At 69.5% G+C, this 15,383-nt stretch carries 13 protein-coding genes and 1 tRNA gene; 6 read left to right on the forward strand and 8 right to left on the reverse strand.

Annotation, left to right across the window (positions count from 1 at the left end; genetic code table 11):
• Positions 1 to 82: 82 nt before the first annotated feature.
• Both AC07RM_RS37905 and AC07RM_RS37910 read right to left on the reverse strand, forming a co-directional pair.
• A complete protein-coding gene (locus AC07RM_RS37905; protein WP_398501299.1) occupies positions 83 to 1,066 on the reverse strand; it encodes a Bug family tripartite tricarboxylate transporter substrate binding protein in 984 nt (327 codons plus the stop codon).
• 73 nt (positions 1,067 to 1,139) lie between these two features.
• Positions 1,140 to 2,204 carry a CDP-6-deoxy-delta-3,4-glucoseen reductase gene (locus AC07RM_RS37910; RefSeq protein ID WP_495337749.1) on the reverse strand — a complete coding sequence of 355 codons (1,065 nt, stop codon included), beginning with the start codon at positions 2,202 to 2,204 and terminating at the stop codon, positions 1,140 to 1,142.
• A 63-nt stretch (positions 2,205 to 2,267) separates the two neighbouring features.
• Here AC07RM_RS37910 and AC07RM_RS37915 point away from each other — a divergent pair, with 63 nt between their 5' ends.
• Positions 2,268 to 3,203, forward strand: coding sequence for an SDR family oxidoreductase (locus AC07RM_RS37915; protein ID WP_495337750.1), 936 nt, complete (start codon positions 2,268 to 2,270; stop codon positions 3,201 to 3,203).
• Here AC07RM_RS37915 and AC07RM_RS37920 read toward each other — a convergent pair.
• From AC07RM_RS37920 to AC07RM_RS37935, 4 genes are all read right to left on the reverse strand, one after another.
• Complete coding sequence (locus tag AC07RM_RS37920) at positions 3,200 to 5,713, reverse strand: TonB-dependent siderophore receptor (RefSeq protein WP_495337751.1); 2,514 nt, start codon at positions 5,711 to 5,713, stop codon at positions 3,200 to 3,202. The two genes, AC07RM_RS37915 and AC07RM_RS37920, sit on opposite strands and share 4 nt — an antisense overlap.
• A 91-nt stretch (positions 5,714 to 5,804) precedes the next feature.
• Positions 5,805 to 6,839, reverse strand: coding sequence for a FecR family protein (locus AC07RM_RS37925; protein ID WP_495337752.1), 1,035 nt, complete (start codon positions 6,837 to 6,839; stop codon positions 5,805 to 5,807).
• Positions 6,836 to 7,366 carry an RNA polymerase sigma factor gene (locus AC07RM_RS37930; RefSeq protein WP_495337753.1) on the reverse strand — a complete coding sequence of 177 codons (531 nt, stop codon included), beginning with the start codon at positions 7,364 to 7,366 and terminating at the stop codon, positions 6,836 to 6,838. Before AC07RM_RS37930 ends, AC07RM_RS37925 begins: the two co-directional genes overlap by 4 nt.
• Positions 7,367 to 7,534: 168 nt before the next feature.
• A tRNA-Leu gene (locus AC07RM_RS37935) sits at positions 7,535 to 7,619 on the reverse strand.
• Between the two features lie 129 nt (positions 7,620 to 7,748).
• Between AC07RM_RS37935 and cysM the strand changes: the two genes are divergently transcribed.
• The 3 genes from cysM to AC07RM_RS37950 all read left to right on the forward strand — a co-directional run bounded on the left by cysM (position 7,749) and on the right by AC07RM_RS37950 (position 9,544).
• Positions 7,749 to 8,657 (forward strand): cysteine synthase CysM, encoded by a 909-nt coding sequence (cysM, locus tag AC07RM_RS37940; protein ID WP_093355690.1) that lies wholly within the window; start codon positions 7,749 to 7,751, stop codon positions 8,655 to 8,657.
• 75 nt (positions 8,658 to 8,732) lie between these two features.
• On the forward strand, positions 8,733 to 9,314 hold the full coding sequence (locus AC07RM_RS37945; protein WP_495337754.1) for an NUDIX domain-containing protein: 582 nt from the start codon (positions 8,733 to 8,735) through the stop codon (positions 9,312 to 9,314).
• Positions 9,315 to 9,316: 2 nt separating this feature from the next.
• A complete protein-coding gene (locus AC07RM_RS37950) occupies positions 9,317 to 9,544 on the forward strand; it encodes a sulfurtransferase TusA family protein (RefSeq protein ID WP_057592910.1) in 228 nt (75 codons plus the stop codon).
• Positions 9,545 to 9,621: 77 nt separating this feature from the next.
• Here the strand turns inward: AC07RM_RS37950 and galU are convergent, their stop codons facing one another.
• Together galU and AC07RM_RS37960 are read right to left on the reverse strand one after the other, a co-directional pair.
• Entirely contained in the window at positions 9,622 to 10,512 is an 891-nt protein-coding gene (gene galU, locus AC07RM_RS37955) for a UTP--glucose-1-phosphate uridylyltransferase GalU (RefSeq protein WP_093355683.1), read from the reverse strand.
• Between the two features lie 146 nt (positions 10,513 to 10,658).
• Positions 10,659 to 13,568, reverse strand: coding sequence for a valine--tRNA ligase (locus tag AC07RM_RS37960; protein ID WP_495337755.1), 2,910 nt, complete (start codon positions 13,566 to 13,568; stop codon positions 10,659 to 10,661).
• 129 nt (positions 13,569 to 13,697) lie between these two features.
• On the opposite strand from AC07RM_RS37960, the gene yaaA reads away from it, so the two are divergent.
• Positions 13,698 to 14,483 carry a peroxide stress protein YaaA gene (gene yaaA, locus AC07RM_RS37965; RefSeq protein WP_495337756.1) on the forward strand — a complete coding sequence of 262 codons (786 nt, stop codon included), beginning with the start codon at positions 13,698 to 13,700 and terminating at the stop codon, positions 14,481 to 14,483.
• 40 nt (positions 14,484 to 14,523) lie between these two features.
• Complete coding sequence (locus AC07RM_RS37970) at positions 14,524 to 15,369, forward strand: 2OG-Fe(II) oxygenase (RefSeq protein WP_093355676.1); 846 nt, start codon at positions 14,524 to 14,526, stop codon at positions 15,367 to 15,369.
• Positions 15,370 to 15,383 lie beyond the last annotated feature (14 nt).

Genomic DNA, 15,383 nt, shown 5'->3' on the forward strand with positions numbered 1-15,383 from the left:
GCGGCACGGCGGCCTTTCGAGGCCACGCAAAAAAGGGCGGCGGTGCGAGGCACTGGCCGCCCTTTGTCTTGTTGGTGCGAGCTCAGTCGACCTTCGCGCCCGTGGCCTTCACCACCTGCTCGTACTTGCCGAGCTCGCTCTTCATGAAGGCGCCGAACTGCGCGGGCGTGCTGGCCACCGGCTCGGCCAGCAGCAGCGCGAAGCGCGACTTGGTCTCCGGCGCGTTCAGCGCGTCGACGAAGGCGTGGTTGAGCTTGGCGACCACCTCGGGCGGCGTATGGGCCGGCGCGACCAGGCCCCACCAGGTGTCGATCGAGAAGTCCTTGAGCGTGTCCGACACCGGCGGCACCTCGGGCAGGGCGCTGCTGCGCTGCAGGGTGGTCACGGCGATCGCCTTGAGCTTGCCCGAGCGGATGTTGGGCGCGGCGGTGGCGAGGTTGTCGAAGTTGAAGTCGACCTGGCCCGACACCAGCGCCAGCTGCGCCGGGTTGCCGCCGTTGTAGGGGATGTGCACCGCGAAGATGCCGGCCGCCTTCTTGAACATCTCGCCGGCCAGGTGGCCGGCGCTGCCGTTGCCGCCGCTGCCGTAGTTGAGCTTGCCGGGGTTGGCCTTGGCGTAGGCGATCAGGTCCTTGAGCGTGGCGATCTTCAGGCGCTGCGCGGTCTCGGCGTTCATCACCAGCACGTTGGGCACGCGGACCATCTGCGTGATCGGCGCGAAGTCGGTCGCCGCGTTGAAGGGCATCTTGCTGTAGAGCCAGGGGTTCACCGCGTTGGTGGCGGTGGCCGCGATGCCGATGGTCAGGCCGTCGGGCGCGGCCTTGGCGACGATGTCGGCACCGATGTTGCCGCCCGCGCCGGGTTTGTTGTCGATGATCACCGGGCCGCCGAGCGTGTCGCGCACGCGTTCGGCCAGCGCGCGCGCCGTCACGTCGATGGGGCCACCGGCCGCGTAGGGCACGACGAGGCGGATCGGGCGCTGCTGCTGGGCCAGGGCAGGGGCGCCGGTGGCCAGGGCGAGCGTGGAGAGGGCGAGGGTGGCGAGGAAGGTCTTGCGGGTTGTCATGCCCCGGATTGTCGGCGCGCCGCGCGGTGCTTGCAGCGTGGCTATCCCTAGCCGGCGCGCCGGGCCACCGGCTTCAGGGCAGTGCCTTGTCGGCCTCGGTGGTGAATGCGTCGGCGAAGAACTCTTCCTCGGGCAGGCTCGCGAGCGCCACGTAGTCGCGCTTGGCCGAATCGACCACGATCGGCGCGCCACAGGCATAGACCTGGTGGCCCGAGAGGTCGGCGAAGTCCTCCAGCACCGCGGCATGGACGAAGCCGGTGCGACCGGTCCAGTTGTCCTCCGGCGTGGCGTTGGAGATCACGGGCACGTAGCGCAGGTTCGGCATCTGCGCGAGCTGCTCGCGCACCCAGTCGTCCATGTAGAGGTCCTCGGGCCGGCGGCCGCCCCAGTAGAGCGTGGCGGGGCGGTCGATGGCCTTGAACTTCATGTGCTCGAGCAGCGCCTTGATCGGCGCGAAGCCCGTGCCCGAGGCCAGCAGGATCATCGGCTTGTCGGAATCCTCGCGCAGGAAGAAGCTGCCGTAGGGGCCCTCGATGCGCAGGATCTCCTTTTCCTTCATGGTGAGGAACACGTGGTCGGTGAACTTGCCGCCCGGCAGGTGGCGCAGGTGCAGTTCGATGCCCGTGCCGGGCTCGCCCAGCGTGTGCGGCGCATTGGCCATCGAGTAGCTGCGGCGCGCGCCGTCGCGCAGGATGAATTCCACGTACTGCCCCGCGTAGAACTGCAGCGGCTCCCCGGCCGGCAGTTGCAGGCGCACCTGCATCACGTCGTGCGACTTGCGCGCGAGCGCGAGCACCCGCACCGGCATCTTGCGGATCGGGTGGGCGCCGGCCTCGGTCACCTGGCGCGATTCGAGCACCACATCGCTGCGCGCGCGGGCGCAGCAGGTCAGCACGAAGCCCGCGAGCTGTTCCTCCGCGCTCAGGGCCTTGCTCTGGTGCGGGCCGAGCTCGACCTCGCCTGAGAGCTTGCGGCACTTGCACGAGCCGCAGGCGCCGTCCTTGCAGCCATAGGGCAGGCCGATGCCCTGGCGGATGCCGGCAGCGAGGATGGTTTCGTCGCCTTGCGCCGCGAAATGGCGGCCGCTGGGTTCGACGGTGATGGAAAAGCCCGCCTCATGCGGCGCTGCAACAGTCATCGGTATTCTTCGGCTTGGATCAGCCCGTTACATGGGGCTGAAAAAGAAAAGGGAACCCGAATTTTGCCTTCAATCCATAGCCCCTCCGGCGCGCTGCCGGCGCGCTTCCGCCGGACGCGTCTCCTGATCGTCGGCTGCGGCGACGTCGGCCAGCGCGTGGCGCGCGATCTGCGCGGGCGCGTGTCGCTGGTGGCGCTCACCTCCTCGGCCGAGCGCGTGGGCGCTTTGCGCGCCGCGGGCATCCGGCCGCTGATCGGCAATCTCGACGATCCCAAGACCCTGCGCCGCCTCTCGGCCCTGGGCACGCGCGTGCTGCACCTGGCGCCGCCGCCGCGCGACAGCGGCTCGGCCTGGTGGCGCGACCAGCGCACCGCCGCGCTGGTGCGTGCGCTGCGGCTGCGCGGCCTGCCCGATGCGCTGGTCTACGGCTCGACCAGCGGCGTCTATGGCGATTGCGGCGGCGCGCGCGTGAACGAGACCCGCACCGTGCGCCCCGACACGCCGCGCAGCCACCGGCGCGTCGATGCCGAGCGCGCCGTGCGCTGGTTCGGCCGCAGCACGGGCGTGCGCGCCAGCATCCTGCGCATCCCGGGCATCTACGCACCCGACCGCGAGGGCGGCACGCCGCGCCAGCGGCTGCAGCGCGGTACGCCGGTGCTGCGGCGCGAGGACGATGTCTACACCAGCCACATCCACGCCGACGACCTCGCGCGGGCCTGCATCGCGGCGCTGTTCCGCGGCCGACCGCAGCGCATCGTGCATGCCTCGGACGACACCGAGCTGCGCATGGGCGACTACATCGACCTCGCGGCCGACCTCTACGGCATGCCGCGCCCGCCGCGGGTGGCGCGCGAGGAGGCCGAGCGCCAGCTGCCGTTGCAACTGCTGAGCTTCATGGGCGAATCGCGCCGGCTCGACAACACGCGGCTCAAGCGCGAGCTGCGCGTGCGGCTCGCGCATCCGACGGTGCACACGGGGCTGCGCGAGAACGCCGGCTAGAACTTGTACTGCAGCTTCAGCCACGCATTGCGCGGCGTGCCCTCGGTGTAGCCGTTGTAGCCGCCGAGTCCCGCGTAGTAGCGCTTGCCGCCGAGGTTCTCGATGTTGAGGCTCGCACTCAGCTGCCGGCTGAACTCGTAGCGCGCCATCAGGCCGATCAGCGTCACGCTGCCCTGGGTGGCGCGGCCGAGGCCGTAGTTCTCGTCGAAGTAGATGCCGTTTTGGTAGCTCAGGCTGCCGCCCAAGGTGAGCCGGCTCCAGTCGCCGGGCAGGCGGTAACTGGTCGAGATGCGCAGCATGCGGCGCGGCAGGGAGGTGTTGAGCAGCGCGCCCTCGGCATCGCGCTTGGCGTTGTAGGTGTAGCCGCCCATGAGCTGCCAGCCCTTCGCGAGCTCGCCCGACACCGTGGCCTCGAAGCCCCGGGTGCGCGCGCCTTTCACGGCGCGCGTCGGAATCGTGCCGTCCGCCAGCGGCGGTGCGCCGGGGATCTCCACCGCCAGGTTGTCTTCCTCGGTGCGGAACACCGCGAAGCTGGTGTTGAGCCGGCCGTCGAGGTGCTCGCCCTTCAGGCCCAGCTCGATGTTGTGGCCGCGCTTCGGATCGAGCACGTTGTTGTTCGTGTCCTTGGACGTGTTGGGCTGGAAGATGTCGGTGTAGCTCGCATAGGCCGAGAACTCCCGGCTCAGGTCGTAGACCACGCCCACGTAAGGCGTGAACACGCCGTTCTCGCGCTGCGGCGGCGCGTCGGTGGTGCTCGGGATGCCATCGGCCCAGTTGGTCGAGTAGCCCCGGTTGCGGTACCAGGTGACCCGGCCACCCACGACCACGGCCAGCGCGTCGGTCGGCCGCAGCCGCACCGAACCGTAGAGTGCACGCTGCTGCGTCTGCTCGCCGAAGCGGAAATTCGGATAAACGAACGCTGCCTGCGGCGCGGCCGCGATGCCGTAGAGTGCGACCGGCACCTGGTCGGAGCCGTCGAGGGTCGAACTGCTGCCGAACACCGAGTAGCTGTAGCGGTTCACGTTGAGGCCAACGCTGGCCTGGTGCGTGCGGCCGAACAGCTCGAAGGGCCCGGTGGCATAGAGGTCGAACGACTTGTTGCGGCCCTCGGCCGGGTTGTAGCCGCGGTCGAGCACGCCTTCCTGGGTCAGCGGATCGAAGGCCGAGGGATAGAGCCAGAGGTCGCCGCCCGCGCGCTCGCGCTGGTTCTTCACGCTGGCCGCCTCGGCCTTCACGCGCCAGCCGTTGTCCAGCCGGTGCTCGAGGTTCAGGAACACGCGGTCGGTGGTCATGTTCCAGTAGCTCCAGGGCGCGCTGGAGTTGAAGGACACGGGCAGCCGCGTGCGCGAGCCGTCGGCATAGTAAAGCGGCGACTGCCCGAAGTTGGCCCCCGTGATCGCGTTCTTCTGGTGCTCGTAGCCCAGCGCCACCGTGGTGCGCGGCGCGAGGTCGGCCTCGACCACGCCGTAGAACAGGTCCTGCCGACGCTTCTTATAGTCGGTGAAGGTGTCGCCGTCGGTGCGCGAGGCCACCACGCGACCGCGCAGCGTGCCCGCCTCGTTGAGCTTGCCGCCGATGTCGGCCTCGGCCCCGTAGCGGTTCCACGAACCGAAGCCGCCCTGCACGTAGCCCGACAGCTCGGTGGTGGGCCGCTTGCGCACCAGGTTGATCGAGCCGCCCGGCGTGCCGACGCCGTTGAGCAGGCCGGCCGCGCCGCGCACAACCTCCACGCGGTCGTACATGGCGGTGCCGACCATGCTCGGCTCGCCGGCCACGCTGGTGAAGGCCAGCGTCGGGATGCCGTCGATCATCTGGCTCAGTTCGAAGCCGCGCGAGGTGAAGCTCACGCGCTCGTCGAGCCGGTCGGCGACGATGCCGGGCGTCTGGCGCAGCACGTCGTCGAGCGAGACCAGGTTCTGGTCCTCGATCTGCTGGCGCGTGACCACGCTGACCGATTGCGGCGTCTGGCGCAGCGTCAGGTCCATGCGCGTGCCGGCGCCGGTGATCCGGGCGGTGTAGGAGCCTGTGCCCTCGGTGGTGGCGCCGGCATCGGTCGGCGCGGTCACGGTGACGGGTGCGAGTTCGCGGGCGCCGGCGTCCTGCGCCGGCCGCTGCACGACGAAGCCGCCTTCGGAGCGGCGCGCGACCAGCCCACTGCCGGCCAGCACCCGCGTCAGCGCCTGTTCGACGCTGAGGGCTCCGCTGAGCGCGGGCGCGCTGCGGCCGGCCACCAGGGCCGGGCTGAACAGCACCTGCATGCGGGCCTGCTGGCCGATCTGCGTCAGGGCCTGGCCCAGCGTGCCGGCCTCGACCCGGAACGCGACCACGGGCGTGGCCTGGGCCTGCGCATGGACGGCGGCTGGGCCGGCGAACAGGGCCGCCAGCACGAGGGCCAGCGCCCCCTGGCGTGCGTATGGCGGCAACGAACCGAACGGCGGGCCGGGGCGGCGCGCCGAAGTGGCGCCCCCCATGGCGCGGGTGGCGCGGGTGGCAGTGCCACGGACTGTCATGCTTTCTCCTCCAGGTAAGACAAGGTGCTTACCTGTCTAGACGTGCGAGTCGCGCGCACCCGAATGTCGGGTCGGAAAAAAATTCAGGTGCTCAGGAGCGGCGTGCGGCGCCGATCGACACTGCGCCGTCCGGCTGCCAGTGCAGCTGCACGCCGGGGAGCAGGTCGGGCAGCGCGCGCAGGAAGGCGTCGGGGCGGCGCAGGTCGATGGTCCCGGACACCTGCAGGGTGCCAACCGCGCCGTCGAGCGTCACGGCACCCGTGCGGTAGCGCGCCAGCTTCTCGAGCACGCGCGCCAGCGGCTCGGCCTCGACGATCAGGATGCCGTCGCGCCAGCTGCCGACCGCGTCGGCGGCTCCCTGGACGACCACCGGCTCGGCCGCCGCGCCGGCCGCGAGGTCGATGCTCGCCGTGTCGCCGGCACCCAGTTCCCGTTCGACGCCAGGCCGCGCGGTGTCGGGCGTCAGGGCCACGCGCCCGTGCTTCACGCCCACCTGCAGCAGCGTGGGCAGCGCCAGCACGTTGAATTCGGTGCCGATGTCGCGGATGCGCGCCGTGCCCGAGACCACGGCGAAGGGGCGGCGGTCCTCGCCGATCTCGAAGAAGGCCTCGCCGCGCTCCAGCCGCACTTCGCGCCGGGCCAGGGTGTAGCGCACGGCCAGTCGGGTGCCGACATTGGCGCGGATGCGGGTGCCGTCGGCCAGCACGAGCTGCCTTACCTCGCGCGGGCCGTTGGCGAGGGCCTGCGACTCGACGGGAATGTGCTGGTAGCCGGCCCAGCCGGCCAGTGCGAGGACGGCGCAGGCGGCGAACGCGGCGGCACCCCAGTGCCAGACCGGGCGTGTCGTCGTGGAGCTCGCGCGGACCGGCGTGCGGACGAGGGCGGAGCTCGGTACCGGCTGGCGCGCGGCGGCCGGCAACTGCGCCATGTCGCGCCACACAGCCTGCAGCTGCGCGTACTCGCGCGCATGGTCGGGCGAGGCCGCGAGCCAGGCCTCGAACGCCGCCTGCTCGCGCGCCGGCAGCGCGTGGTGCTGCTGGCGGAAGAACCAGTCGAGCGCCTGGGCTTCCACGGCGGTGGGCGGCGCATCGTCATCCGGCGCTTGGGGGCGGGGCGGGCTGTTCATGCGTCGCGCGGCGGCGTGGGCTCGCCCTGCACCTGCCGCTTGCAATGCAGCAGCGCGAGCTGGAGATGGCGTTCGACCATGCGCACGGAGATGTTCATGCGGCGCGCGATCTCTTCATGCGGCAGCTCTTCGAAGCGGTAGAGCAGGAAGGCCTCGCGCTGCTTCTCTGGCAGGCCGTCGATGGCCCGCTGCAGCAGCGCCAGGCGCTGGCGCGCCTCGGCGCGTTCCTCGGGCTGCCAGGAGGAGGGCGCGGCCGGCTCGTCCGCGGGCCCGGCGTCGTCGTCCGGGCGAAGCGGAGCGGGGTCGGCACGTTCGGAGAACACCGCGTTGCGCACCTTCTCCGCGCGCCAGTGGTCGCGCAGGACGTTCTGCGCCACCTTGCGCAGGAAGGCGCGGGGCTGTTCGACGGGATGCTGGAGCGCCAACACGCGGGCATAGCTTTCCTGCAGTGCATCGGCGGCCACCTCGCGGTCGTTGACCGTGCGGAGGCAGAAGTTCAGCAGTTCTCTGTAATAGCGCGCGGGCACATCGATTCCAGCCAGGGAAATTGCAGGAATCCTTCTCGAATCGAGATGTGGCGGCGGCTAGATCTGAAGCGCGAGGCGGACGGATTGGGGCCGGATTATAGAAACGCACCGCGAGTGCGCGGTGGTTCGGCTGCGGATGCGCAAGCCGGCAAAGGTCGCTGCCGTGTGTGGTGCCCGGGGCCGGAATCGAACCGGCACGCCTTGCGGCGGGGGATTTTGAGTCCCCTGCGTCTACCAATTTCACCACCCGGGCACGGCAGGAAGGAAGCCCAAAATTATGGCACAGTGGAATGATGAACCGTCCAAAAGCTCCTTCTTTCGCATATCCGCTACCCTCCGGGGCGGAATCCAGCGCCTCCCGCGCGGCAGACCGGACGCAGTCATGACCCACAAGTACCCCACCATCGAAGACGCCATCGGCCGCACGCCGCTGGTCGCGCTGCAGCGCATCAACGCCGAGGAGAACGCCCGGCGCAACAACGTGATCCTCGGCAAGCTCGAGGGCAACAACCCCGCCGGCTCGGTCAAGGACCGCCCGGCGCTCTCGATGATCAAGCGCGCCGAGGAGCGCGGCGAGATCAAGCCCGGCGACACGCTGATCGAGGCCACCTCGGGCAACACCGGCATCGCGCTCGCGATGGCTGCGGCCATCAAGGGCTACCACATGGTCCTGATCATGCCGGAGGACCTCTCGATCGAACGCGCCCAGACCATGAAGGCCTTCGGCGCCGAGCTCGTGCTCACGCCCAAGAGCGGCGGCATGGAATACGCGCGCGACCTCGCCGAGCAGATGGTGGCGCAGGGCAAGGGCCGCGTGCTCGACCAGTTCGCCAACCCCGACAACCCGCGCATCCACTACGAGACCACGGGCCCCGAGATCTGGGCCGACACGCAGGGCAAGGTCACGCACTTCGTGAGTGCCATGGGCACCACCGGCACCATCACCGGCGTGTCGCGCTTCCTCAAGGAGAAGAACCCCGCGATCCGCATCGTGGGCGCGCAGCCGGCCGAAGGCTCGCGCATCCCCGGCATCCGCAAGTGGCCGGCCGAATACCTGCCGAAGATCTTCGACCCGAGCCGCGTCGACCAGGAGATCAACGTGAGCCAGGACGATGCCGAGGAGATGTGCCGGCGCCTCGCGCGCGAAGAGGGCATCTTCGGCGGCATCTCGGCCGCCGGCGCGCTGTGGGCGGCGCTGCAGGTCGCCAACACGGTCGAGAACGCCACGATCGTGTTCGTGGTCTGCGACCGCGGCGACCGCTACCTGTCGACCGGCGTCTTCCCCGCCTGATGCCAGCACCGCGGTGCGCCACGCGGCGCGCCGGCGGTTCCCCGGAACGAGACAAGAAAGAACAAGAGCTACCCCATGCCCCATCCCAAGTTCTGCCAGGTCTGCGCCACGCCGCTCGAATGGATCGCGCTGATGGAAGACGGCGGTCCCAAGGAGCGCCTGCGCTGCCCCAACTGCGGCCATACGCACTGGAACAACCCGACGCCGGTGCTCGCGGCCATCGTCGAGTACCGCGGCCAGGTGCTGCTGGCGCGCAATGCGGCCTGGCCCGGCAAGATGTTCGCGCTGATCACCGGCTTCATGGAGGCCGCCGAGACGCCCGAGGAAGGCATCGCGCGCGAGGTCAAGGAAGAGACCAACCTCGACGTGAGCGCCACCAAGATCGTCGGCGCCTACGACTTCCAGCGCATGAACCAGGTCATCATCGCCTACCACGTGGTGGCCGACGGCGAGGTCAAGCTCTCGCCCGAACTGGTCGACTACCGCCTCTACGACCTGCCCGACCTCAAGTGCTGGCCCGCCGGCACCGGCTATGCGCTGGCCGACTGGCTGCGCACGCGCGGCCACGAGCCGGTGTTCTTCATCGCGGCCGAGAACGAGGAGCGCCGCCGCGGCCTGAACCTGCCGCCCGAGCCGCCCGTCGGCAAGGGAGCCTGAGCATGGACGTCGACCGCGAAATCGACACCCGCGGGCTCAACTGCCCGCTGCCCATCCTCAAGGCCAAAAAGTCGCTCAACGACATGGCCAGCGGCCAGCTGCTGCGCGTGGTCTCGACCGACCCCGGCTCGGTGCGCGACTTCCAGGCCTTCGCGCGCCAGACCGGCAATGCGCTGATGGAGCAGCAGACCGTGGGCACCGACTTCATCCATGTGCTGAAGCGGCGCTGAGACCGCCGCGACACGGCATCGAAAAGCAAAAAGGCCGGGAATCGCTTCCCGGCCTTTTTGCTTTGGAGTGACCCCGTTCAGAGCTTCAGGCTCTTGAGGTAGTCGCGGAATTGGGCGCCCACCTCGGGATGCGCGAGCGCGAGTTCGACGCTGGCCTGCAGGAAGCCTTCCTTGCTGCCGCAGTCGTAGCGCACGCCCTTGTAGGAATAGGCGTAGACCGATTCCTTCTTCATCAGCGCGGCGATGCCGTCGGTGAGCTGGATCTCGCCGCCCGCGCCCTTGGGCTGCTCGCGGATCTCGGCGAACACGCCGGGCGTGAGGATGTAGCGGCCGGCCACGCCCAGGCGCGAGGGGGCGTCCTCGGGCTTCGGCTTCTCGACCATGCGGTTGACCTTCACCAGGCCGTCCTCGACGGCGTCGCCGGCCACGATGCCGTAGCGCTTCACGTGCTCGAGCGGCACTTCCTGCACCGCCAGCAGCGAGCCGCCGAGGCGCGCGAAGGCCGCGGTCATCTGGGCCAGCACAGGTTCGCCGCCCGTGGGACCGACCATCAGGTCGTCGGCCAGCAGCACGGCGAAGGGCTCGTTGCCCACCAGGTGCTCGGCACACAGCACCGCGTGGCCCAGGCCCAGCATGCGCGGCTGGCGCACGTAGGAGCAGGTCATATCGTCGGGCATCACCGAGCGCGCGATGTTCAGCAGCGCATCCTTGCCGCTGGCCTCGAGCTGGCTCTCGAGCTCGTAGGCGGTGTCGTAGTGGTCCTCGATCGCGCGCTTGTTGCGGCCGGTCACGAAGATCATGTCGCGGATGCCCGCGGCATAGGCTTCCTCGACGGCGTACTGGATCAGGGGCTTGTCGACCACCGGCAGCATTTCCTTGGGCTGGGCCTTGGTGGCCGGCAGGAAACGGGTGCCGAAGCCTGCAACGGGAAATACGGCCTTGCGGATGCGCGTCGGGGAGGTGGACATGGGCAATTCGGTGTCGGTTCGTTCAGGAAGAAGGAAGGAGTGAGGGCCGCGGGGGCCGTCCGGAACTGCGGCGGCGGAACCGGTCCGCCGCCTGGCCGATTCTGCATCGGCCACCCATCCTACCGGCCTGCGGACAAGCCCGTATGTCAGCCGAGGCGCACAAGCTGGTCGCGCAGGCGTTCCAGCGTGGCCGTGAAGTCGGCCAGGCGCTTGCGCTCCTGCTCGATCACGGCCGGCGGCGCCTTGGCCACGAAGGCCTCGTTGCCGAGCTTGCCATTGACCTTGGCGATCTCGCCCTCGATGCGGGCGATCTCCTTGCCGATGCGCACGCGCTCGGCCGCCTTGTCGATCTCCATGTGCAGGCACAGGCGGGCATTGCCGACCACGACCACCGGCGCGGCCTCGGCGGCCGCGGCCCAGGCGGCCTCGTCGTCGAACACTTTCACTTCCTTGAGCTTGGCGAGCGCCTGCAGCACCGGCGCGGCCTCGCGCAGGAAGGCCGCGCCCTCGGCGTCGTCGGCCACGGCATAGAGCGGCAGCCGCAGGGCGGGCGAGACGTTCATCTCGCCGCGCAGGGTGCGGCAGCCGTCCACCAGCGCCTTGAGCCGCGCCACGTGGGCCTCGGCCGCCTCGTCGATGCGCTCGGGCTGGCTCTGCGGATAGGCCGCCACCATCACCGATTCGCCCGTGCGGCCGGCCACCGGCGCGACCTTCTGCCACAGCTCTTCCGTGATGAACGGGATCACCGGATGCGCGAGGCGCAGCAGCGTTTCGAGCGTGCGGATCAGCGTGCGGCGGGTGGCGCGCTTCTGCGCGTCGTCGCCGGTCTGGATCTGCACCTTGGCGATCTCGAGGTACCAGTCGCAGAACTCGTCCCAGGCGAACTGGTAGATCGCGTTGGCGACGTTGTCGAGCCGGTACTCCTCGAAGCCCTTGGCGACCTCGGCCTCGACGCGCTGCAGCTGCGAGACGATCCAGTAGTCGGCGCGGCTGAACTTCAGGTAGCCGTGCGCGGGACCGCCGACCTTGCACTCCTCCTTCGTGTGCTCCTTGAGGCCGCAGTCCTGGCCCTCGCAGTTCATCAGCACGAAGCGGGTGGCGTTCCACAGCTTGTTGCAGAAGTTGCGGTAGCCCTCGCAGCGCTTGCTGTCGAAGTTGATGCTGCGGCCCAGCGAGGCCAGCGAGGCGAAGGTGAAGCGCAGCGCGTCGGCGCCGAAGGCCGGGATGCCCTCGGGGAATTCCTTCTGCGTGTTCTTGCGCACCGCGGGCGCGGTCTCGGGCTTGCGCAGGCCCTGGGTGCGCTTGTCGAGCAGCTCGGGCAGCTCGATGCCGTCGATCAGGTCGACCGGATCGAGCACGTTGCCCTCGGACTTGCTCATCTTCTTGCCCTGCGCGTCGCGCACCAGGCCGTGGATGTAGACGTCCTTGAAGGGCACGCGGCCCGTGAAGTGCTTGGTCATCATGATCATCCGGGCGACCCAGAAGAAGATGATGTCGTAGCCCGTGACCAGCACGCTCGAGGGCAGGTAGAGGTTGTAGTCGCTCGTGGGCTCGGTGCCCTGGTTGGGCCAGCCCAGCGTCGAGAAGGGGAACAGGGCCGCGGAGAACCAGGTGTCGAGCACGTCCTCCTCGCGGCGCAGCGTCTTGCCGGGCGCCTGCGCCTGGGCTTCCTCCTCGCTGCGCGCGACGTAGACATTGCCTTCGTCGTCGTACCAGGCCGGGATCTGGTGGCCCCACCAGAGCTGGCGCGAGATGGTCCAGTCCTGGATGTTCTCCATCCAGTGGTTGTAGGTGTTGATCCAGTTCTCGGGCACGAAGCGCACCTCGCCCGAGCGCACCACGTCGATCGCCTTCTGCGCGATCGACTGGCCGTCGGCGCCGGGCTTGGTCATGGCCACATACCACTGGTCGGTCAGCATCGGCTCGACGATGGCGCCGGTGCGCGCGCAGCGCGGCACCATCAGCTTGTGCTTCTTGGTCTCGACCAAGAGGCCCAGCGCGTCGAGGTCGGCCACCACGGCCTTGCGCGCCACGAAGCGGTCGAGGCCGCGGTACTTCTCGGGCGCGTTGTCGTTGACGGTCGCGTCGAGCGTGAGGATGCCGATGGTCTCGAGCTGGTGGCGCTGGCCCACTGCATAGTCGTTGTAGTCGTGCGCGGGCGTGACCTTCACCACGCCGGTGCCGAAGGCCTTGTCGACGTAGTCGTCGGCGATCACCGGGATCAGCCGGTCGACCAGCGGCAGGCGCACCTGCTTGCCGATCAGCGCCTTGTAGCGTTCGTCTTCCGGATGGACCATCACGGCCGTGTCGCCGAGCATGGTCTCGGGCCGGGTGGTGGCCACCGTGAGCGTGCCCGAGCCGTCTGCCAGCGGGTAGGCGATGTGCCAGAGCCAGCCGTCCTCTTCCTCGCTCTCGACCTCGAGGTCGCTCACGGCGGTCTTGAGCGTCGGGTCCCAGTTCACCAGGCGCTTGCCGCGGTAGATCAGGCCCTCTTCATAGAGCTTGACGAAGGTGTCCATCACCACGGGCGAGAGCTTCTCGTCCATGGTGAAGTATTCGCGGCTCCAGTCGACGGTGTCGCCCATGCGGCGCATCTGCTGGGTGATGGTGTTGCCGCTGCGTTCCTTCCACTCCCAGACCTTGGCGATGAAGTTCTTGCGCGCCTCCTGCGGCGTCGGGCCCATCTCGTGGCGGCTGATGTTCTGCGACTGCAACTGGCGCTCGACCACGATCTGGGTCGCGATGCCCGCGTGGTCGGTGCCCGGCAGCCACAGCGTGTTGTCGCCCTTCATGCGGTGGTAGCGCGTGAGGCTGTCCATGATCGTCTGGTTGAACGCATGGCCCATGTGCAGCGTGCCCGTCACGTTGGGCGGCGGCAGCTGGATCGAGAACGCGCCGGCGTCGGCCTTCGGCTTCCCGGTGCCGCGCCAGCCCGCGTGCGCGTAGCCGCGCTTTTCCCATTCGGGACCCCAGTGCGCCTCGAGGGCCGCGGGTTCGAACGATTTGGAAAGGCTCTCGAGGCCGGGTTGGGCGGTGGGTGTGGTGGGTTCGCTCATGGGGGCTTGGGGCAATGCGGCCATGGCGCCGGTACGCAGGTCGTACGGGCCGCGGGCCGCGCGGGGCAGGGAAGGCCGACGATTTTACCGGCGCGGCGAGGGGCGGTCGTGCCAACAGATAATTCCGCGATGCTGTTCCTGCTCTCTCCCGCCAAGTCGCTCGACTACGACACCCCGGTCCCCGCCGAAGTCCCCGCCACCCAACCCCATTTCGAGAGCCCGAAGGGCCCCTCGGTCGAACTGATCAAGCTGCTGCGCGAGAAGTCGCCGCAGCAGATCTCCGAGCTGATGCGCCTGTCGGACAAGCTCTCGGCCCTCAACGTGGCGCGCTATGCCGCCTGGCGTCCCAAGAGCACCGAGCTCAACGCCCGCCAGGCCGCCTTCGCCTTCGACGGCGACGTCTACGGCGGCCTCGACGCACGCTCGCTCACGCCCGCGCAACTGGACTGGGCGCAGGACCACGTCTGCATCCTCAGCGGCCTGTACGGCGTGCTGCGCCCGCTCGACCGGCTGCAGCCCTACCGGCTCGAGATGGGCACCGCGCTGGCCAACCGGCACGGCAAGGACCTCTATGCCTTCTGGGGCGCGCGCATCGCCGAGCACCTCAACGAGCGGCTGGCGGCCGACCTCACGCCGGTGGTGATCAACGCCGCCTCGCAGGAGTACTTCCGCGCCGTCGACACCAAGGCACTCAAGGCGCGTGTGGTCGAATGCGTGTTCGAGGAGTGGAAGGGCGACCGCTACAAGGTCATCAGCTTCTTCGCCAAGCGCGCGCGCGGCCTGCTGGCGCGCTGGGCCGTGCTGCACCGCGTGGCCACGCCCAAGGCGCTGGAAAAATTCGATCTCGAGGGTTATGGTTTCGACGCCCAGGTGTCCACGGCCGAACGGCTGGTCTTCAGGAGAAAACTCGTATGAATGATGTGAGGGAAGCAGGCGAGGCAACCGGAGCGCGCGCATGACGCAGGCCGTGAGTCCCGAACTGCGCGACTGGCTGGTGAGCCAGCTCGCGGCCGGCCATTCGGTGCCCGCGCTGCGCGCCTCGATGCGCGCGGCCGGCTGGCACGATGCCGCCACCGACATCGCGCTGGCCCAGCTCGAGGCCGGCTTTCCCGAGTCCAAGGCGGCGTCGGCGCTGCCGCCGCGCACCTCGATGCCGGGCCCCGACCTCGAGGGTTCGCCGCTGTACATCGACGTGGGCGACCGCCGCGTGCAGGTGCTGCAGACGATGAAGCATCCGCGCGTGATCGTGTTCGGCAACCTGCTGTCGGCCGAGGAGTGCGAGGCGCTGATCGCGGCCGCGCGCGTGCGGCTCGCGCGCTCGCTCACGGTCGAGACCAAGACCGGCGGCGAGGTGCTCAACGTCGACCGCACCAGCGAAGGCATGTTCTTCGAGCGCGGCGAGAACGAGACCGTGCGGCAACTCGAGCAGCGCCTGGCGCTGCTGCTGCGCTGGCCGCTCGAGTTCGGCGAGGGGCTGCAGATCCTGCGCTACGCGCCCGGCGCGCAGTACCGGCCGCACTACGACTACTTCGACCCCGGCGAGCCTGGCACGCCCACCATCCTCAAGCGCGGCGGCCAGCGCGTCGCCACGCTGGTGATGTACCTGCAGGAGCCCGAGAAGGGCGGCGCCACCACCTTCCCCGACGTCGGCCTCGAGGTCGCGCCGGTGCGCGGCACCGGCGTGTTCTTCAGCTACGACCATCCCGATCCCGCCACCCGCACGCTGCACGGCGGCGCGCCCGTGGTCGCGGGCGAGAAGTGGGTCGCCACCAAGTGGCTGCGCGAGCGCGAGTTCCGCTAGCCCGCAACGCTGGA

The organism is Variovorax sp. GW821-FHT09B05, assembly GCF_059418265.1.